The 18,440-nt window shown below is 46.0% G+C and carries 17 protein-coding genes; 10 read left to right on the top strand and 7 right to left on the bottom strand.

From position 1 onward, the window contains the following. Positions 1-20: 20 nt before the first annotated feature. Together CPIN_RS08055 and CPIN_RS08050 are read right to left on the bottom strand one after the other, a co-directional pair. A complete protein-coding gene (locus CPIN_RS08055; protein ID WP_012789277.1) occupies positions 21-311 on the bottom strand; it encodes a hypothetical protein in 291 nt (96 codons plus the stop codon). A gap of 435 nt (positions 312-746) precedes the next feature. After that, a complete protein-coding gene (locus CPIN_RS08050) occupies positions 747-1,856 on the bottom strand; it encodes a branched-chain amino acid aminotransferase (RefSeq protein ID WP_245552093.1) in 1,110 nt (369 codons plus the stop codon). A gap of 191 nt (positions 1,857-2,047) precedes the next feature. Here CPIN_RS08050 and CPIN_RS08045 point away from each other — a divergent pair, with 191 nt between their 5' ends. From CPIN_RS08045 to CPIN_RS08000, 10 genes are all read left to right on the top strand, one after another. Next, positions 2,048-2,545 (top strand): hypothetical protein, encoded by a 498-nt coding sequence (locus CPIN_RS08045; RefSeq protein ID WP_012789275.1) that lies wholly within the window; start codon positions 2,048-2,050, stop codon positions 2,543-2,545. 34 nt (positions 2,546-2,579) lie between these two features. Further along, complete coding sequence (rdgB, locus tag CPIN_RS08040; protein WP_012789274.1) at positions 2,580-3,176, top strand: RdgB/HAM1 family non-canonical purine NTP pyrophosphatase; 597 nt, start codon at positions 2,580-2,582, stop codon at positions 3,174-3,176. Positions 3,177-3,232: 56 nt separating this feature from the next. Next, positions 3,233-3,661, top strand: coding sequence for a thioesterase family protein (locus CPIN_RS08035; protein ID WP_012789273.1), 429 nt, complete (start codon positions 3,233-3,235; stop codon positions 3,659-3,661). 16 nt (positions 3,662-3,677) lie between these two features. Next, positions 3,678-4,256, top strand: coding sequence for a nitroreductase family protein (locus tag CPIN_RS08030; RefSeq protein ID WP_012789272.1), 579 nt, complete (start codon positions 3,678-3,680; stop codon positions 4,254-4,256). 125 nt (positions 4,257-4,381) lie between these two features. Next, positions 4,382-6,970 carry a mechanosensitive ion channel family protein gene (locus CPIN_RS08025; RefSeq protein ID WP_012789271.1) on the top strand — a complete coding sequence of 863 codons (2,589 nt, stop codon included), beginning with the start codon at positions 4,382-4,384 and terminating at the stop codon, positions 6,968-6,970. Between the two features lie 106 nt (positions 6,971-7,076). Further along, positions 7,077-7,505 carry a thioredoxin family protein gene (locus CPIN_RS08020; RefSeq protein WP_012789270.1) on the top strand — a complete coding sequence of 143 codons (429 nt, stop codon included), beginning with the start codon at positions 7,077-7,079 and terminating at the stop codon, positions 7,503-7,505. A gap of 6 nt (positions 7,506-7,511) precedes the next feature. Then, a complete protein-coding gene (locus CPIN_RS08015) occupies positions 7,512-8,438 on the top strand; it encodes an FAD:protein FMN transferase (protein WP_012789269.1) in 927 nt (308 codons plus the stop codon). Next, the gene (locus CPIN_RS08010; protein ID WP_012789268.1) at positions 8,425-8,661 is read left to right on the top strand and encodes a DUF4266 domain-containing protein; all 237 of its coding nucleotides are present in this window, start codon (positions 8,425-8,427) and stop codon (positions 8,659-8,661) included. The genes CPIN_RS08015 and CPIN_RS08010 overlap by 14 nt, the downstream gene beginning before the upstream one ends. A 6-nt stretch (positions 8,662-8,667) precedes the next feature. Then, entirely contained in the window at positions 8,668-9,882 is a 1,215-nt protein-coding gene (locus tag CPIN_RS36435) for a DUF3570 domain-containing protein (protein ID WP_012789267.1), read from the top strand. Positions 9,883-9,927: 45 nt separating this feature from the next. Then, positions 9,928-10,089 carry a hypothetical protein gene (locus tag CPIN_RS08000; RefSeq protein WP_012789266.1) on the top strand — a complete coding sequence of 54 codons (162 nt, stop codon included), beginning with the start codon at positions 9,928-9,930 and terminating at the stop codon, positions 10,087-10,089. Positions 10,090-10,368: 279 nt separating this feature from the next. On the opposite strand, the gene CPIN_RS07995 is transcribed toward CPIN_RS08000, so the two are convergent. The 5 genes from CPIN_RS07995 to CPIN_RS07975 all read right to left on the bottom strand — a co-directional run bounded on the left by CPIN_RS07995 (position 10,369) and on the right by CPIN_RS07975 (position 18,399). Then, positions 10,369-10,656 carry a GIY-YIG nuclease family protein gene (locus tag CPIN_RS07995; protein ID WP_012789265.1) on the bottom strand — a complete coding sequence of 96 codons (288 nt, stop codon included), beginning with the start codon at positions 10,654-10,656 and terminating at the stop codon, positions 10,369-10,371. Between the two features lie 218 nt (positions 10,657-10,874). Then, on the bottom strand, positions 10,875-12,017 hold the full coding sequence (locus tag CPIN_RS07990) for a glycoside hydrolase family 76 protein (protein WP_012789264.1): 1,143 nt from the start codon (positions 12,015-12,017) through the stop codon (positions 10,875-10,877). Between the two features lie 43 nt (positions 12,018-12,060). After that, positions 12,061-13,206 (bottom strand): SusE domain-containing protein, encoded by a 1,146-nt coding sequence (locus CPIN_RS07985; protein ID WP_012789263.1) that lies wholly within the window; start codon positions 13,204-13,206, stop codon positions 12,061-12,063. Positions 13,207-13,256: 50 nt separating this feature from the next. Beyond that, positions 13,257-14,879 (bottom strand): RagB/SusD family nutrient uptake outer membrane protein, encoded by a 1,623-nt coding sequence (locus tag CPIN_RS07980; RefSeq protein ID WP_012789262.1) that lies wholly within the window; start codon positions 14,877-14,879, stop codon positions 13,257-13,259. Positions 14,880-14,904: 25 nt separating this feature from the next. Beyond that, on the bottom strand, positions 14,905-18,399 hold the full coding sequence (locus CPIN_RS07975) for a TonB-dependent receptor (protein ID WP_012789261.1): 3,495 nt from the start codon (positions 18,397-18,399) through the stop codon (positions 14,905-14,907). Positions 18,400-18,440 lie beyond the last annotated feature (41 nt).

Genomic DNA, 18,440 nt, shown 5'->3' with positions numbered 1-18,440 from the left:
ACATTTTTTTGAAATACCCTCTAACGACCTGACAGAACGGTCACCATGTCTTTCCATTCCTGTTCGAGTGACACCTCCGGCATTGGTTGGCCTGCGCGGGAATACCAGTAACGGGCGTTACCGCGGTCGCCTTCCTTCCTGTGGAGATAAGCGTGCACCCAGGCAGCTGTATCGCCATCCAGGTGTTCTATAATATCATGTGCCTTTTGCCAGTTTCCTTTGCCATCCCACCATAGGGAGGCCAGGTATGGAGAAGAGCCTGCGGGAGGCATAGCCTGGCTGAGGGACTCCAGAAAAGCAGAAAGTGTCATCCTGCAAAGATGCACTTTTTCACCGTGAATGCATAATGTTTACAGGAGCAAACTGCGGACAGCACTGTATTTAGGCATATTATTATATTGATTATCAATATTTAATGAGGAATAAAATTAGTCACTGTTAATACTCCCATATTCCTGCAGGCACATTATATATATTGTATGCGGCCATTTTACATTCAAACAGGCTATTATCTGTTCCTGTTTCCGTTCAGATAAGGCTTAGATATTTGTTATCCTACGTTAATCCTACGTTCCTGAACGTAGGATTAACGTAGGATAACAAATACATTGTAAAGAATAAACCGGGCATTGTTCAAGGAATAACTCTCTGCCAGAGGACAATTCTTAATTCCTAATTCTTAATTGAAAAAGAAGGGGCCATCCGCATCTGCAAATGGCCCCTAACTAACACAACTAAGACTATTTTTAGTGTTTTGATACTTTATAGTTCCAGTGGCGGGTATCGTCTGCCTTTCCTGTACGGATAGCATCCAGACGTTCCAGCAGCTCTGCCCCTACCGCATATCTGGTAGTATCCAGGCGGATCTCATGCTCTTTATAGCGCAGTTCTTCCACATACGCTACGCTGGATGCAGTACCTGTACCAAATACCTCACGCAGGGTACCATCTTTCCATGCTGCTACCACCTCTTCAATAGAAACAGGACGCTCCTCTACAGTCAGTCCCATATCGGACAGTACGTCCATTACGCTCGTTCTGGTTACCCCTGCAAGGATAGTGCCCTGGTTCAGATCAGGTGTGATGGCTTTATTACCGATGATCGCAAATACGTTCATTGTACCACACTCCTGTAAATATTTATACTCAAGGCCGTCCACCCAAAGGATCTGGTCAAATCCCTGTTTACGTGCCTGCATTGTCGGATACATCGCTCCGCCATAGTTGCCTGCTGCCTTGGCATAACCTACGCCGCCAGGAAAAGCACGGATATACTTATCCTGTACGAGCAATTTAATCGGCTTATTAAAATACGGACCGGACGGAGAATTGATAATAACGAATTTATAAGTGTCAGAAGGCTTTACACCGATGAATTCATCTGCTGCAATCATGAAAGGTCGCAGGTACAGTGAGCAACCGTCATTGGAAGGCACCCAGTTCCGGTCGAGATCGATCAGCATGTCCATGCCCCCGATGAATAACCATTCAGGAACATCCGGCATACCCATTCTCTCTGCGGAAGTGTTAAAACGTGCATAGTTGTCATACGGACGGAAGATCATAGGATTACCTTCCTGATCCTTGTATGCCTTAATACCTTCGAAGATAGCCTGACCATAGTGCCAGGCGGCATTGGATGGACTTACAGAAAGATGCTGAAAAGGTAAAATCTCCGCATTTTTCCATTCTTTTCCGTCAAAGTCAGCCACCAGCATGTGATCGGCGTACTTTTTCCCGAATACCAGGTTGTTAAAATCAATCTCATTGATCCGGCTCTGAGCCGTCCGGGTCACTTTAATTTTCTTAACCGCCTCTTCTAGTACTGCATTTGTCGTTGGATTGTCTACCATCATAAGGACCTTTAAATTTTTTATTGATGTTTTGGTGTCTGAATTTCAATTCCTGGTCCTGTTCCCGTTTAAAATCTAAAGTCGGAAATCCTGAATCTAAAATTGAATACGCTTACATTTGCTCACTGTCAGATGCAAATAAACTGATTTTTTCCCCAAAGGGGAGCGATATATTAAGTTAAATACACATAAACATGTCTTTTGATAAATTGCAACTCGATCCTTACATACTGGCCAGGATATACAACCAGCCTATCATTCCGGGGAAAAAGGAACCTGTTGCAGTCGTCGCGGAGGCGGCTCCTAAAGTCAAATTTTTAGGTGAAAATCAAAAAAACATCGGGCTATTCATACAAAATGCCGGTGATGCATACTTAAACGATGATTTATTTAACCTGTTAACTAATATATTAAACGCCTGTAAACTCGGCGTACAGGATATCGCACTCATCAACACCGCTCAGTACGGCAATCTGCCTTTCTCTACCTGGCAGACAGCCGTACCAATGAAACAGGCAGTACTGTTTGGTATACCACCTGCTGCGATGGGGCTGGAAGCTGTATCTACTTATCAATTAGTACAGGTGAACGGTTGTCAGCTGATCTGTTCTGACGATCTGCAGATCATCTCCCAGGATAAGATGCTGAAAGGAAAACTATGGATGGGCTTGAAACAATTACTCGGTATCTAAATATTTACCAAAGACATTAAACACCGCTTTTCTGATGACACTTGTATTTGCTACCAATAACGAAAACAAGGTAAAGGAAATCCGCTCTGTGCTGGGTGACAGCTTTTCTATCATCACCCTGCAGGAAGCCGGTATCGATATCGATATTCCCGAACCGCATGATACCCTGGAAGAAAATGCCCGGGAGAAATCAACTGTCATTTTTGATATGACCGGTAAAGACTGTTTCTCCGAAGATACCGGACTGGAAATAGATGCACTGGACGGCGCGCCGGGTGTATTATCCGCCCGTTATGCCGGCGAACAGAAACTTTCAGAAGATAACATCGCTAAAGTCCTGAAAGAAATGAACGGTCAGGAAAACAGGAAAGCACATTTCAGAACGGTTATCTCCCTCATTCTCGGCGGACAGGAATTTCAGTTCACCGGCGTATGTCCGGGTTCTATCCTCACTGAAAGCCGTGGAGGCAAAGGGTTCGGGTATGATCCCATCTTTGTACCCGATGGATCGGATCTCACATTCGCAGAAATGGATATGGCGGGCAAGAATAAGTTCAGTCACCGTGCAAAAGCTTTCCAGCAACTTGTCACCTTTCTGAAAGCAGAAGGCTCAAAAAGTCTCTCTCTCTGAAAATACACAGACAGGCTGTACACTTAACAGCAGTAAAAGATCTATCAATATAAAGCATGGCAAGAGTTAAAATAGATATACCGGAAAAACTGGGTTATACGACACAGATACCGGTTAGAGTAACAGATGTAAACTACGGCGGACACGTAGGCAATGATGCTATCCTGTCCATTCTTCACCAGGCCAGGATCAACTATCTGCACGCCATGGGGCTGGAAGAAAGAGGTCCGGAAACCGGCCTTATCATGGCTGACGCTGCACTCGTATATAAAGGAGAAGGATTCCTCAAAGATATCTTTGATATCGCCATCGGAGCAGCTGACATCTCTCCTTTTGGCTTTGACATCTATTACAGGATCACTACCGTCCGTGATGGTAAAACCATCCTGATCGCGGAAGCGAAATCTGGTATGATCTTCTTTGATTATATCAATAGGAAAGTCTCCAGACTTCCGGAAGAATGGAAAGAAAAAATATCTGCATAAACAATCAAGCATAAGAATGGAAAACGGAAATCTGACGAATATCATCAAGCAACGCCGTAATATCAAACCGGCAAGCATGAACGGGAAGAGAATTCCCGATGAACAGGTACGTGAAATACTGGAACTGGCTGACTGGGCGCCAACACACGGCTACACAGAACCATGGTATTTCGTTGTATTCAGCGGAGAAGGCGTAAAACAATTCTGTCAGGCACATGCCGACATTTACAAGGCCAATACTCCTGCTGAAAAATTTGCACAGGGAAGCTACGAGAAACTGCAACAACAAGGTGATCTCGCATCACACGTGATTGCAATCTGTATGAAGAGAGGCAACAAACCAGCCATTCCTGAGCTGGAAGAAATTGTTGCTGTTGCCTGCGCTACACAAAACCTCTGGCTCGGTGCTACCGAAAAAGGACTGGCCGGCTACTGGGGTTCAGGTGGTATGACCTTCCATCCTTCCATGAAGGAATATCTTTCCTTACGGGAAGAAGACAAAGTGCTTGGTTTCTTTTACCTCGGCTATACGGATGAACAAATTCCGGAAGGCAGAAGACTGAAACCAGTGGAAGAGAAATTCAAATGGATGTAGTTTCAATTAGGAATTAGGAATTAAGAATTAAGACTTGGGATTTAAATGCCTGAAGCTGTAATTCTTGATTCCTGATTTTAAGATTTAATTCCTAATTGTTAATTCCTAATTCCTAATTGTTTGACATGCGCCTCCATATCTTTCTGATCGCCCTTCTTGTCAGTGCAAACCTCTTCGCACAAAATCAAAACCAAACGGCTCCACCCAAGCCTATTGACAGCGCGACACTCAGCAAAATCATTTCCCAACAGGTAAAAGATACTTCCGGCAAATCGGTTATCCGGTTATCAGATACTTCTGTAGCAATCATTATTACACGGCTGGAAACCTATACCCTGATGCTCAATCAGGTGATGAGTACCCTAAGACGCGGACTTGATACAGCGGAGATCAGTGAAAGTATTCCGCTGATCGATTCGTCTATAAAGGTGGTACAAAAAGACATGACCGCTATCGGCAGTACTAACAATGTACATGACCTTTATACAAACCGTGTATTGCTGGTCCAGCTGGAAAGAAAACTGGACAGCTGGCAGGATGTGCTGTTTAAGTTTCACGACAGACTCGTAAATATCACCGATACGCTGCAGTTACTGAGAAAAGATACCAGTATGCGTAATATCCCCGCTGAAGACGAACTACGGGGTATTTACGTCGGACAAATGGCATCACTCATCCAGAAATGGCGGCAGGTAGACAGTGCCAATAAGACGAATCTGTTGCATCTGGGATTGTTGCAGAACAGGGTCGCCAAGCGTTATATTGATGTGACCAATCTGCTGGAGGATATGGATTATCAGCTGACTCGCTTCAGTCAGCGTATGTTTAATAAAGACTTCAGTTATCTGTGGGAGCCGCCCCTGCCAGGTAAAAAAGGACCAAAATTCCCGGAAGTACTGCATCGCTCTGTTCGCAAAAACCTTAACATTCTCAAGATATTCTTTGCTGTCAGCGGACCTGTTTACCTGATCTGGCTACTGGGTGCAGCGCTATTCTTATGGTGGGTAAAATTTAACGCCCGGAAAATTAAACGCAAACATGAAGAACGGGAAGCAGAAACCATCCTGCAACATTCCCGTTACCTATACCGTTACCCTATCGCCAGTACGATACTGCTTGCTTCCACCCTTTCGTTTCTGATTTCTATCCAATACCCGATATTCTATTCCGGCATCTGCTGGATGATTACAGCTATTGCCACAACAATTATTATTCGCAATAGCATTCCTCTCAATTTATTAAAGCGATGGTATTTGCTGGTATTCCTCCTGGCTTTGTACTGTGTCAATAACCTGTTGATACAGGTGACATTTTTTGAGCAATGGGGCATCTTCATCGGTGGGATATTGGCCATTATTCTTGGCGTCTATCTCTTACGTACGCTGCGGAATACCACATTGCCTTTGCCTAAATACTCACGTTCTGCTATCTGGACATTTATCATATTAAGCGGTCTTTCCGTCATACTTGTGTTAATGGCGAGGGTAGCTGCCGCCAAGATCATGGGGGCTGCAAGTGTGGTCAGTATTACGATGGCGCTGGGTATTGTGTTGATGGTAGAAATACTGATGGAAGCGATCTATATACAGGTGGAAGCCAAAAAGGATTCCAGCACCTTCATTTCCATGATCGACTATCAGAATATCAAATCCCGTTTAAAGACAATCTTCTATATCGCTGCTTCTATCGGCTGGCTGGCACTGCTAGCCCGTAATCTTTACATGTACGACGGACTATCTGAGATGATCAGTAACCTGCTGGTGGCCGAAAGAAAGATTGGCAACTTTACATTCTCTTTCAGCAGTGTGATCATCTTCCTGCTGATCATCTGGCTGTCTACTGTTGTGACACAGATTCTCTCTTATCTGTTGGGTTATACCGGTCAGTCTTCGCAACCACAGAAAAAACTGGGATCAGCGATGCTGTTGATACGCCTGGCGGTACTCGCAGCAGGCACCTTGCTGGCATTTGCGGCCTCGGGGATACCGATGGATAAACTCGCCATTGTAATAGGTGCGCTGGGTGTAGGTATTGGTTTCGGTTTGCAGAACATTGTGAATAACCTGGTATCGGGTATCATCCTGGCATTTGAAAAACCGATAGAGGTGGGCGATGTGATAGAGTTAGGCAGCAGGTCAGGCGTAGTAAAGGAAATTGGGATCCGTTCCAGTAAAATTTCTGCCGGAGACGGATCGGAGGTGATCGTACCCAACGGCGACCTGATTGCACAACAACTGGTAAACTGGACACTAACCAGCAGAACACGTCGTGTAGACGTAGTAGTAGGCGTCGCTTATGGTAGTGACCTGAAGAAGGCGCTGACCGTTATTAAAGAATACCTGGTGAACCAGGAGGATATTCTGAAAACACCGGATCCGACGGTGTTATTGCAGAACTTCCGGGATACGGGTGTAGATATACAGGCGATGTTCTGGATCAGTGATCTTGGGCAGGCAGGTGTGACGAAAAGTGAAGTGCTCACGGATATCTATATCAAATTACAGGAAGCGGGTATCAGTATCGCCTATCCGAGACCGCAGCAATTCCAGTTTAATATGGAGCCAGGTATCTGGAAACAGCAACCGGCACCGACACCAGCTACACCTTCTGCACCAATAGCAGCGGTGACGCCGACACCTGCGGGAACTCCGCCGGGAACTGGTGGTAACGGAGAAAGACCTGCTGCACCGGAAAACCCCGCTCCTAATCCATAGCGGAAGAAGTAACAGTAACATGAACGATAGTGGCTATCGGGAACCGTATGGCAAATTTCCACTACATTTGTAGCAGGTAACCGTGCCAATATAAACCAGTCGCGATATGCGAAGTATTTTGTTCCTGCTTCTGATTGTAGCCTTGGGAGGATCTGTACATGCACAGGTTCTTCAATCCCCTGATAAAGCTTTCGCGCAAGCGCAGGCATCAGGCAAAAAAATCATGTTAGTTTTCTCCGGCTCCGACTGGTGTATACCCTGCATCCGTTTCAATAAACAAATACTCTCAGACAGCAGCTTCCTGCGTTTTGCAGGAGAAAACCTGGTGTTACTGGAGGCTGATTTTCCGCAGAGAAAAAAGATCGCCGCCCCCCTCCGGCAACAATATGATTCACTGGCGGCAGCATTTAATCCGGAAGGTGCTTTTCCACAACTGGTGCTGTTAAGTCCACAGAAAAAACTGCTTGCTTACATTCCCTACCGGGAAGAAACACCAGATGGATTTATCACGACGCTTAAACACCTTCTTCAATAATACTTCATGCAAAGCAGTAAGCTTCATACGCGGTTAATGGGTTCTGATTTTGAACTGATAGCCACCGGCGCAACAGAAGCTATTGCGAATCGCAGACTGGAACAGGGAGTAGCAGAGATCAAACGTATTGAGTCACTGCTTACAGTGTTCAGCGATACCTCTGTCACTGCACAACTCAATGCACAGGCAGGCGGTACACCCCTTTCCGTACCAGCGGAAGTATACCAGTTACTCCTTCGGTGTAATAAGATCAGTACGATTACACAGGGCGCTTTCGATATCACCGCAAGTGTGTTGAAAAAGCTTTTCAATTTCAAATACGATCATTTTACCTGGCCTGACGACAATGCCATCACACAGGCGATGGCATGTACCGGCTTTCAACATATTGCCTTACTGGACCATTATTGTGTACAACTGAAACGTGCAGGTATGCATATTGATTTCGGCGCGATTGGCAAGGGTTACGCAGCTGACAGGGTGAAAGCGCTCTGGATAGCGGATGGCGCTACCAGTGGTGTGGTGAATGCCAGTGGCGATCTGACTGCCTGGGGAACACAGCCAGATGGCGGACCATGGAAAGTGGGGATTGCACATCCTGATGATCCACAGCAGATCTCTTTATGGTTGCCGGTCAATAATGCATCGGTAGCTACTTCGGGCAATTACGAGCAGTATGTGGAAAGAAACGGTATTCGTTATTCACATAACATTGATCCGCGTAAAGGATGGCCGGTACCATATATTAAAAGCGTGACAGTGGTGAGTCCGAGTGCAGAGCTTTCTGATGCACTGGCCACGGCGATCACAGTGATGGGGCCAGAAGTGGGACTCAATCTGGTGAACCAGTTACCGGAAGTATATTGTATCATCATAGACGGGCAGAATAAAATTGTTCAATCGGATAATATTCAAATACATGCGAAAGCGTAATAGCGGGAGCATTCTCTTCTTCAGCGCGGCAGCTATACTGAGCATATTGTTACTGCAATCCTGCGTAGCAGTAAAACCATATCAGCGGGCCTATCTGAATGATGAATCAATGCAACTGGGCAAAACACAAATGGAAAAATTTGATGAAAACGTACAGACCTACCGTGAAGGAAGCAGTGGTGGCGGCAGTGGCAAGAGCAGCGGTGGTTGTGGTTGTAACTAATCAGGCATGAAAAGACTATTTATTGCGGCGGGACTGCTGGCTGCCTATTTCTCAGCATCCGCGCAGCAAAAGACCGACAGCTCGGCTTATAAGAAACAACAGGTATCACAGACGGATATACAGGTATTATTCTCCTTTTATACACAGGACGGGAAGCATTCTGCGGTCACCGGCGGAATAGGCACGGAAAACCTGCAGGTATATGCTACGGATGTGTCTATTACACACCGGCCGGACCTGCGGAATACCTACTACCTCGGACTGGGCATCGATATGATCACCTCCGCCTCTACAGATAATATCGACTTCGTAAAATCTTCTGCCTCCCGGCATGACAACCGTTTTCATCTGAATGCGGGTTATAGTCGTCAGCTGAAAAAACCGAATATCCGCGTAGGCATCAACAGCGGACTTGCACTGGAGTCGGATTATCTGTCCGTACCGCTTGGCGTATCTGTCGAACATGACAATGCAGATCATAGCCGGCAATGGTCCGCCGGATTACAGTGTTACTTTGATGACCTGCGATGGGGAAGATTTGATCCGGATTATTACAGTCCGGAGACACTTGTCTACCCCTCCGAACTCAGAGACACCGCCTGGTTTGATATCTACCGGCGAACGTCTTATAACCTCAACCTGGCCCTTTACCAGGTTGTTAATCAGCGGATGCAATTTGCCGTCTTCCCCGAACTGGTATACCAGAAAGGATTGCTCTCCACTCCTTTTCACCGGGTCTATTTTACAGAACAGAATGCCCCAAGAGTGGAAAACCTGCCACGTGAGCGGTGGAAGTTCCCCATTGGGTTACAATTCAATCTCTTCGTCGGTCAGCGTACCATTATCCGCTCCTACTATCGTTTTTACCACGATAATTTTGGAATCACCGGCCATACGCTCCAGCTGGAAGTACCTGTAAAAGCCACACCACAGCTGACAATTTCCCCTTTATTCCGCTTTTATACCCAGACGGAAGCGAAGTATTTTAAGCCTTATAAAACACATCAGCTCCGGGAAAGCTACTATACGTCCGACTATGACCTGAGTCACTTCAACAGTTATAAAGCGGGAATCAATGCCCGCTACGCACTGTTCAAACAGTTGTCCAGACACTATTCCTTCCAGGAAATCGGGCTCCGGTATGCGTTCTACAAGCGCTCTGACGGTCTATCGGCACATATGATATCCTTACTGCTGGACTTTAAACGCAGTAAGGTATAGACCGCCCTTGGCATAGAGTATGATATACTTCTTTAAAAAGAGTATATGAAAAGCTTACAACTGGGCCTGCTGGCCTTTGCCGTTATGTTACTGAGCAGCTGTGAAGTAGTGGGAGGTATATTCAAAGCCGGAGTATGGGTAGGTGTGCTGGCAGTTGCGTTTGTAGTAGGGATTATTTTGTGGCTGGTGGGAAGAGGGAGGAAATAATTAAATCGGATCAACATTATTTGCCGGATTTCGGTTAACGGACACATATCCGTTAGCCGGAAGAAAGCATTCTTGCGCTGTGCCTGGAATAATTGCAATTCTATCTATCTTCATTTTTCTAAATTACAAAGTGATTGCCTTTCTCAACCAACTACTATCTCTGATAAACAACCAATTAGGTAGATTACCTAACATTGGATACCCACTCCACTCCTAAATTTAGCTATTCTATAATTAATACACGAAATCGGGGACATATATCTAATATGCTGACATTCTTCACTCCGGCACCACGCCACTAATATACCCATCTCTATAATACTCCTCCCTGATACGGTTCCACAGCCATGCACGGCCTTTCCCTGATTTCAGCAACCACTCATACCTGAGTGCCAGCTGTTTATCTTCGAAATGGGCGGTGTAGACGACCTCCCAGGGACGAAAAGGCCAGGTACCTTTCTGACGGCCATATGTGTTGTGAAAATGAAAACGTTTCACGAGATCTGAGGTGTGACCAGTATAAACTTTCTCGAACTGGCGGGAAAATAGGACATAAACGGTGTACATAACAAGAGTTATTCCTGAAATAAGTAAAGGTTACCCCATGCAGGTAACCTTGCTATTGCCTTGATTCATAGGTAGACGAATATACTCATAAAAAACAGGAATCGGGCATTCGAATAAGTATTAGCTACACAGACAGGTCCGTCCCGTGTATACTCAACCTTTTATTCAAACGCCTGATTCCTGTTTCCGGAATAGTCTCCCGTTATGGCGAAAGGAGTTTAGTCGATCAGTTCCAGTGCTTTCAGTCTTGCCGCAGTTTCGATCAGCATTGCGCCGCTCAGCTGTGTAGTAAGATCCGTTGTAGTAGCCGTTTTAGTCCAGCTGGTGTTAAATAATACCTGCGGACGGGCAGTACCCTGTAACCACATGGTTTGTGCATTCAGCTGGAGGAAGTTGATGAACTTTGAGGCATCGCTGCTGTTGATGCTACCATCAGTGATCAGGAGCATCATATAACGTACAAGGATACCTTTGAACAAACCGCCATCTCCGCCACCTTCATCTTTCATAATGTTATTGCTGGCGAAATCGCTTGTGAGCGAGTTATTGGCTGTTTTCAGTGCATCGCTGAGGTATACCTGTTCACCGGTGATCTTATAGAGTTCAACACCGGCGCCGATGAATACACCCTGATTGTAGGTGAACTTCCAGGCTTTGTTGGTACCGGTACCATCCAGACCATCCCATACCAGTCCTGTTACCGGATCTACGAGATTAGCTTTCTGCCAGTCGTAGATCTTTTTAGACCAGGCCAGGTCTTCCCCGTTTCTGTTCAGCTGATACATACGCGCCGCGATAATAGCCGCAGGTGCGTTAGCAGGTGTATTCTTATTCTGACGGTCTTTATTCCAATAGATACCTCCACCCCAGGTTTCATCCCATCCACCTTTGATATCGTTCCAGAGCAGTTCTGCGGTGGTTTTATAACGGTTATCACTGGTCGCTTCGTAAGCACGGAGACAAGCCAGCACCATCCATTCCATATCATCATAGAAGTGATTGATGTAGGTATTGCCGTTCTTGGTCTTCATACCATCCAGCAATTCATCCATACGGGTTTTGATGGCTGGATTGTTAGTACGGAGGTAAATATCCGTCAGCACATCCAGTGCATGTGCATTCGGCCAGTAGTTGAAGGTAAGATCACCTGCATTATTCTTGTTGAAGTATTTGCCGCTCTGGTTATAGAAATTACTTACCAGTGAGGCAGCAGATGAATCGGCAATGGCAGGCCAGTTATACTGGTAAGTCGTTTTGCCGGCGCCAGGTCCCGGACCATCATCCACAGGCTCTTTCAAACATGAGGTGAAGGTGGTGGCCATAGCCGCTGTTATCGTAAATAGCAGAAAGATTCGACGCATAAGCTTTTAATTGATCGTTTGCATGATGTGATTCCAGCCCTGATTAACGCACGATTACTTCGTGTGTGTAAGCTTTGTCAGGAGAGAAATACAGTTTTACATCGCAGTTTTTAGTATCAACCTCAGATGCAAATTTGTAGCAATAGTTATACTGATCGCTATTAGTAATTGCTTTCAGCTCCCAGAAAGAAAGCGGTGTGGTAGCTGTAGGACGGTTATTATCCGCATTGGAACTGCCATACCATTCTGTACCTGGTGTGCCATCTGATCCTTTTACGCTGACACGGAATTTATAACGTTCGTCACGACCCCATGATTCCTGGTGGAAGTTGATCAGTTTATTTTCAAATGACCATACACCTTTGCTGGTATAGCTCAGATCATACATGATGCTGTTTTCAGGTGCAAACCATAGACCAATAGCGGTGATCTCTGTGATGTTGGCAGCTGCGTTGTTGAAGTCCAGACGCAGACGGTATACTTTCGTACCACCGGACTGTGTGCTTTCTCCTGCTTCTTTCAGTGCGCCACCGTCAATAAAGAAGTTGTTTGGCGTACCGCTTGTTCTGTCTACAAATTTGTACTTACCGTCTTTCAGGGAAGTGTAGATTTCAAATACACCCGGCGCAGTTGATTTCAGTTTTACTGCCTGTCCCAGGTCAGCGCCTGCTTCTGTTGCATCACCAGTCAGGAATACGTCTACAGGAATTTCTGCGAATCCGTTTGGTCTTTCTACTTCCAGTGTACGACTTTCAGCAGCCGGCTGGATATTATATCCTTTGGATGCATTCACCGTCCATTTCAGTTTACCGGTAGCCAGGGCAGCAATACCTGCTTTACCCGCGATACTGTTCAGGTCTTTATGGGACAGGGTCAGTTTATTCTGTACACCACCACCATCTGAAGCTATTTTCGCAATCGGATTAGAAAAATCACCTCCGTCTTTGTCAATTACTACTTCATACAGCACGAGTGAACCATCTTCTGCACGCGCCTGGTCCCATTCGAAAGTGACACTTGCGCTGGTAGCAGGTTGGAGTTTGATATATTTTTCATTCACCGGAGCAGTGAGTCTGCTTACAGGCTGCAGATTGGTATTGAGTTCGTTGTCATCTTTACCGCAACCGGTCAGGATAACACCCAGTGCAACCGGTAATGCGAGTAATATATTGCTGAAAAATGTTTTCATATCGTATCAGTTTGAAAAAAAATTCCTAATTGTTAATTTCTAATTGACAATTACCAACCCTGGTTCTGGCCAAGATTTGTATTCTGGTCGCGTTCGAAAGTAGGCACCGGCCACAGGTAATGTTTAGGATTTGTAAAGAGCCTGTCTTCCGCGATGATATAACCGTTTGCATCGGTTCTGAATGCACCGCCGGACACTTTGATCCCTCTTACAGGTCTGCTCATTACCTGATCTGCGATTTTCCAGCGACGGATATCAGTAGCACGTACACCTTCAAATGCCAGTTCAGCTCTTCTTTCACGACGTACGATGGTACGCAGCGCTTCCTGTCCTACACCCGGGAATTCAGTAGCGCCTGCATCATTGAAACCGGCACGTACACGCAGTGCACGGATAGTCTGGTTCCATACGCTGGCATCCAGCTGACTCAGTTCGTTCTTAGCCTCTGCATACATCAGCAGCACATCTGCATAACGGATTACGATGAGGTTCAGACCAGAAGCGTAGTTGGTAGCGGTACGATCGTAATATTTGTAGAAATAATAACCGGTTGGAGAAGCACCCTGATCATCCACACTGTTGGTTGCAGGATTGGAACCTGGTTTGGTCAGGATGGTCTGCACTTTGCCATCAAAATCGGTGATGGTAGAACCATCGTGAAGGATCGTAGCATTCAGACGCGGATCTCTGTTGGTGTAAGGGTCATTTTCACTATAACCGGAGCCGGTTTCCCTGATACCTTTACCATTCAACATGATGTAGTCGTCAACCAGGTCCTGCGTAGGTACCAGCGTACTTCTCAGCAAGGCGACTGTCTGCGGCAGAAAGTTACGTTGTGAGCCATGGGTACGACCACCGCCATATTGAATATCGAAAATGACTTCATTATTGAATTCATTCGCCGGACTGAAGATATTGCTATAGCTGTTCTGCAGCGCGTAGGTGCCATTTGTTGCATTGTTAATCAGCAACTGGCAATCATCGATCGCTTTCTGCCATTCACTTCTGAACATATGTACACGTGCACTCAGGGCTATCGCAGCACCACGGGTGATGCGGCCTTTATCTTTTTCCTGGTAGCCGTTAGCTGCACCACTGTAATTATTCACAGGTAATGCATTACGGATATCCGCGAGTTCAGATGCAACGAAATCGAGAATGGTTTCACGATTGCTACGGCTGATAGAACGCGCTTCTTCAATGGTGATCAGGTTGGTGTAGAATGGTACATCACCAAACCAGCCAGCCAGCTGGAAATAAGAGTAAGCGCGGATAAACCTGGCTTCAGCGAGGATCCGGTTCTTCAGGGTCGAATCCAGTCCGGTAACTCTGTCAATATTGGTAGTTACCGTATTACACTTCCGGATACAGGTGTAACGGTATTTCCATTCTTCCGTAAGACGCTGATTGGAAGGATCGTAAGCACCGCCGGCAATCAGGGAAACAGCTTTGTAGCCGATACCGTTTACATAACCATTATCGCTGAGCGCTTCGTCTCCGAAGTAGTATGTGTCGTCAGACAGGTTCTCGTAACAGCTGGCGAGCGCAGCGAGTGCGTCATCAGCGGTACGCCAGTAAGCGGCATCTGTATAATCGCGCGTGATAGGCTGGTCCAGCTTACGGCAGGAGAACAGCACAGTGACGCAGAGTATGGGTAATAATAATTTCTTCATACAATTGAGCATTAAAACACTATCATCAGAATTTCAGATCCAGGCCAAATGAGAAAGTAGCTGCATTCGGATAACTACGTCCTGCAATAGCGTTGTAATTGGTAAAGGACAGTTTATCGTCAAACTGTGTAAATTCCGGATCTACACCCAGTTCGCGGAAACGACGTGGCGTGAAGGTGAGGATATTCTGTCCGGTGAAATATACTCTTGCATTCTGGATATGCAGCAACTGGCTTACGCTACGAGGCAGTGTATAACCAAACTGCAGGTTCTTTAAACGCAGGTATTTGGTATCGAACAACCAGTAGTCAGAATAAGCGAAGTTGTTCGCATCTGCATTACCGATGGTCAGACGTGGATAAGAAGCGTCCGGATTGGTAGGCGTCCAGCGATCCAGGTGTTGTTCGAAAGCGTGATCTTCGTTGTTATGGAAGGCCTCTACGATATCACCACGGAGGAACTGGCCTCTTTTACCCACACCCTGCCAGAACATAGAGAAGTCCCAGCCTTTCCAGTTAGCCGCATAACTAAACCCGAAAGTGTAACGTGGGAATGGATTACCGAATACATAACGGTCGTCGGCATCGATCACACCATCACCATTGCGGTCGATGTATTTTACATCACCCGGCATTACCTGCTGGTTGTAAGCGAAAGGTACTTTTGGTGCATTTTTGATATCATCCAGGTTCTGGTACAGACCGTTTGATTTGTAACCATAGTAGGATGCGATCGGGAAACCTTCTTTGATGATGAAGGCAAAGTCAGATCCCTGTACGGACTGCTCACCATATTTCACCACTTTGTTCAGGTTATCTGACAGATTACCGGAGATCGTATGATTTACCGCACCTGTTTTTGCATGATAGGAAACCGTCAGCTCCCAACCTTTGTTCTGCACTTTACCAACGTTCTGCAGGGAGGCGCCTATACCGGCTGTACCAGGCACTACCTGGAACAGGTAGATACCATTTGTGTTTTTATTAAAGTAGTCGAAGGATGCGTTGATCTTGTTATTGAACAGGTCTACATCCACACCATAGTTACTCATAGTAGAAATTTCCCACTGCAATGTTTCATTGTAGGCTGAGAAATCAGCACCGGTATTTGGTGTATTGTTGAATGGATATTTACCACTGTTCAGGGTAACTCTCGCCAGGTAGTTGAAGCCACCGATGTTGGAGTTACCAACCTGTCCCCATGAATAACGGAATTTCACGTTACCAAAACGTTTCTTGAAATCACCGAAGAAGTCCTCATCTGTAATCCTCCAACCCAGAGAGAAGGCCGGGAAGAACTGCCACTGGTGACCAGGAGCCAGTTTGGAAGAACCATCATACCGCCAGGTGAATTCAGCCAAATATTTGTCATTGAATGCGTAGTTCACTCTGCCGAAAACAGAGTTCAGCGCATACAGGTTCGGGTTGATGATATCGTTGTAAGTACCAATGTTGGCGTAATCGAAAGTACCGTCTGGTTTAGGAATGTATCCACCACCGATGGTCCAGTCGTCATCCAGATTTGTACTACCATAACGGGTCGCTTTCACACCGTACTCTTCGTTGTTGGCATCGCTACGTCCGCCGACCTGCGCTTTGATATAGTGTTTGTTAAAGGTGTTCTCATATTCCGCAGTCGCATATATGTTGGAAGCGAGGTCCTTGAACTCATACTCGTACATTTTGTTGTACAGCGGAGGATTAGCGGTAGTATAATATGGTGCGTAAGAATACTTGTTCTGGCGTTCCTGCTGATTGGTAATAGTATAAGTACCGGAAGCGTTGAAGTTCAGTTTGAAGTGCTTCACCGGTGTTACGGTAATATCCAGACCTCCCAGGAGGTTATCTTTTTCTTCTTTGTTGAAACCACCGTATTTCAGCTGCGCAATTACGTTGTTACTGTTCAGGGAAGGCACTACGAAGTTGCCCAGTGAATCCTGTACAGGATAGATACGCGGCGTACGGATCGCATCGCGGATCAGGAAGCCAATATCAGCCTGCTGTCTGCGTTTGATACCTTTTGTATATGCAAGGTTTACATTTACTTTCACATATTTACTCACATCTACTGCGAGGTTAGCCCTTGCATTGTAGCGTTTGTAATAGAAGTCTTCTGATACGTAGGAGTTCTGTAACATGTTGCCCTGATCCACATAACCGAGGGATACCAGGTAGCTGCTGCTTTTGCCACCACCTGTCATGCTGAGACTATGGTTCTGCTGAGGAGTGCTGCTGCGCAGCATTTCTTTCAGATAAGCTGGTTCAGAACCACGCTGATGCCAGTAGCTGATATCTTCGGGAGCGTACTGCGGCGTTTTACCGGAGTTCACCAGCGCTTCGTTTTTCAGCGTCATATATTCCCAGGCTTCTACGTTGCGGGGCAATGTAGTAGGTGTTTGGAAACCATACATACCGTTGTAGGTAACAGAAGTCTTTTCGTCCTTGGAACCTCTTTTTGTAGTGATATAGATAACACCGTTTGCAGCCTGAGAACCGTAGATCGCGGAAGAAGCCGCATCTTTCAATACGGAGATGCTTTCCACATCATAGGGGTTCAGATTCTGCAGACCATCTTTTCCGGCTTGTACGCCATCGATGATGATCAACGGAGAGTTGCCGGTAAGACTACCTACACCACGGATATTGAGGGTCATCTGCGCACCTGGTTCTGCTGTATTCTGTTGCAGAATAAGGTTGGGCGCGGTGCCCTGTAAAGCCTGAAACATGTTTGTAACAGGACGGCTTTCAATATCTTTAGTGGAGATGGTATTGATAGCCGCCGTTACCTGCGTTCTCTTTTGTGTGCCGTAAGCGGTAACCACTATTTCTCCCAGGTCCTTAGAGTCTTCAGTGAGCATTACGGTAATGTTGGTTCTTCCGCTGATCCCTACTTCCGATGGGATGAAGCCAACGGAAGAGCAAACTAAGGTACCATTGGCTTGCCCATTCGGGATCTCTAACGTAAAAAAACCCTGATCATTTGTAGAAGTACCGATGCTGGAACCCTGCAAACGAACATTCACACCAGGGATACCTTCTCCCTTATTATTAACGACCCGGCCATTGATCGTGATATCGGCCTGTTGCATAATGGTGGCTGCCGCCTGCTGACGCAGAATGATCTTGTTATTGATCATTTCAAATTTGATCTCCAGCGGAGCAAGTACCATTTCCAGTACTTCTCCCAGTTTCTTGTCCTTTACAGACAGGGAAATCTTCTGGGCAGCGCCGATTTCATCATTTGAATAGACAAACACATAGGAGGTTTGTTTCTCGATCTTCTCCAGTACCTGTGCAAGTTGCTCATTGCTTACCTGCAGACTGATACGGCTTTCAAAAGGGAGTTCAGTATCTTTTTTTACCTGTTGTCCCTGACTGTAGACAGGGTGATTTGCATCAGCAGCAAATGCACTCTGTGCTTTCAGGTCAAGCATGCTCAATAAAGCCATGCAGACGAGCAGCGGGAGGAACAACGAGCGGAAAATTCCTGAAAAACGCATGGGTAGCGGTCTTTCTTTCATAACGCAGCTGTTTGTGAATGAATTGATTTGATTGATTATTA

It is taken from the genome of Chitinophaga pinensis DSM 2588 (assembly GCF_000024005.1).
In the GTDB taxonomy this organism is placed as follows: domain Bacteria; phylum Bacteroidota; class Bacteroidia; order Chitinophagales; family Chitinophagaceae; genus Chitinophaga; species Chitinophaga pinensis.
This window is presented reverse-complemented; position numbering and strand designations above follow the sequence as displayed.

Excerpts from the sequence above, each read along its gene's own strand:
- CPIN_RS08055 (WP_012789277.1), bottom strand. The coding sequence starts at position 311 with ATGACACTTTCTGCTTTTCTGGAGTCCCTCAGCCAGGCTATGCCTCCC.
- CPIN_RS08050 (WP_245552093.1), bottom strand. The coding sequence starts at position 1,856 with ATGATGGTAGACAATCCAACGACAAATGCAGTACTAGAAGAGGCGGTT.
- CPIN_RS08045 (WP_012789275.1), top strand. The coding sequence starts at position 2,048 with ATGTCTTTTGATAAATTGCAACTCGATCCTTACATACTGGCCAGGATA.
- rdgB (WP_012789274.1), top strand. The coding sequence starts at position 2,580 with ATGACACTTGTATTTGCTACCAATAACGAAAACAAGGTAAAGGAAATC.
- CPIN_RS08035 (WP_012789273.1), top strand. The coding sequence starts at position 3,233 with ATGGCAAGAGTTAAAATAGATATACCGGAAAAACTGGGTTATACGACA.
- CPIN_RS08030 (WP_012789272.1), top strand. The coding sequence starts at position 3,678 with ATGGAAAACGGAAATCTGACGAATATCATCAAGCAACGCCGTAATATC.
- CPIN_RS08025 (WP_012789271.1), top strand. The coding sequence starts at position 4,382 with ATGCGCCTCCATATCTTTCTGATCGCCCTTCTTGTCAGTGCAAACCTC.
- CPIN_RS08020 (WP_012789270.1), top strand. The coding sequence starts at position 7,077 with ATGCGAAGTATTTTGTTCCTGCTTCTGATTGTAGCCTTGGGAGGATCT.
- CPIN_RS08015 (WP_012789269.1), top strand. The coding sequence starts at position 7,512 with ATGCAAAGCAGTAAGCTTCATACGCGGTTAATGGGTTCTGATTTTGAA.
- CPIN_RS08010 (WP_012789268.1), top strand. The coding sequence starts at position 8,425 with ATGCGAAAGCGTAATAGCGGGAGCATTCTCTTCTTCAGCGCGGCAGCT.
- CPIN_RS36435 (WP_012789267.1), top strand. The coding sequence starts at position 8,668 with ATGAAAAGACTATTTATTGCGGCGGGACTGCTGGCTGCCTATTTCTCA.
- CPIN_RS08000 (WP_012789266.1), top strand. The coding sequence starts at position 9,928 with ATGAAAAGCTTACAACTGGGCCTGCTGGCCTTTGCCGTTATGTTACTG.
- CPIN_RS07995 (WP_012789265.1), bottom strand. The coding sequence starts at position 10,656 with ATGTACACCGTTTATGTCCTATTTTCCCGCCAGTTCGAGAAAGTTTAT.
- CPIN_RS07990 (WP_012789264.1), bottom strand. The coding sequence starts at position 12,017 with ATGCGTCGAATCTTTCTGCTATTTACGATAACAGCGGCTATGGCCACC.
- CPIN_RS07985 (WP_012789263.1), bottom strand. The coding sequence starts at position 13,206 with ATGAAAACATTTTTCAGCAATATATTACTCGCATTACCGGTTGCACTG.
- CPIN_RS07980 (WP_012789262.1), bottom strand. The coding sequence starts at position 14,879 with ATGAAGAAATTATTATTACCCATACTCTGCGTCACTGTGCTGTTCTCC.
- CPIN_RS07975 (WP_012789261.1), bottom strand. The coding sequence starts at position 18,399 with ATGAAAGAAAGACCGCTACCCATGCGTTTTTCAGGAATTTTCCGCTCG.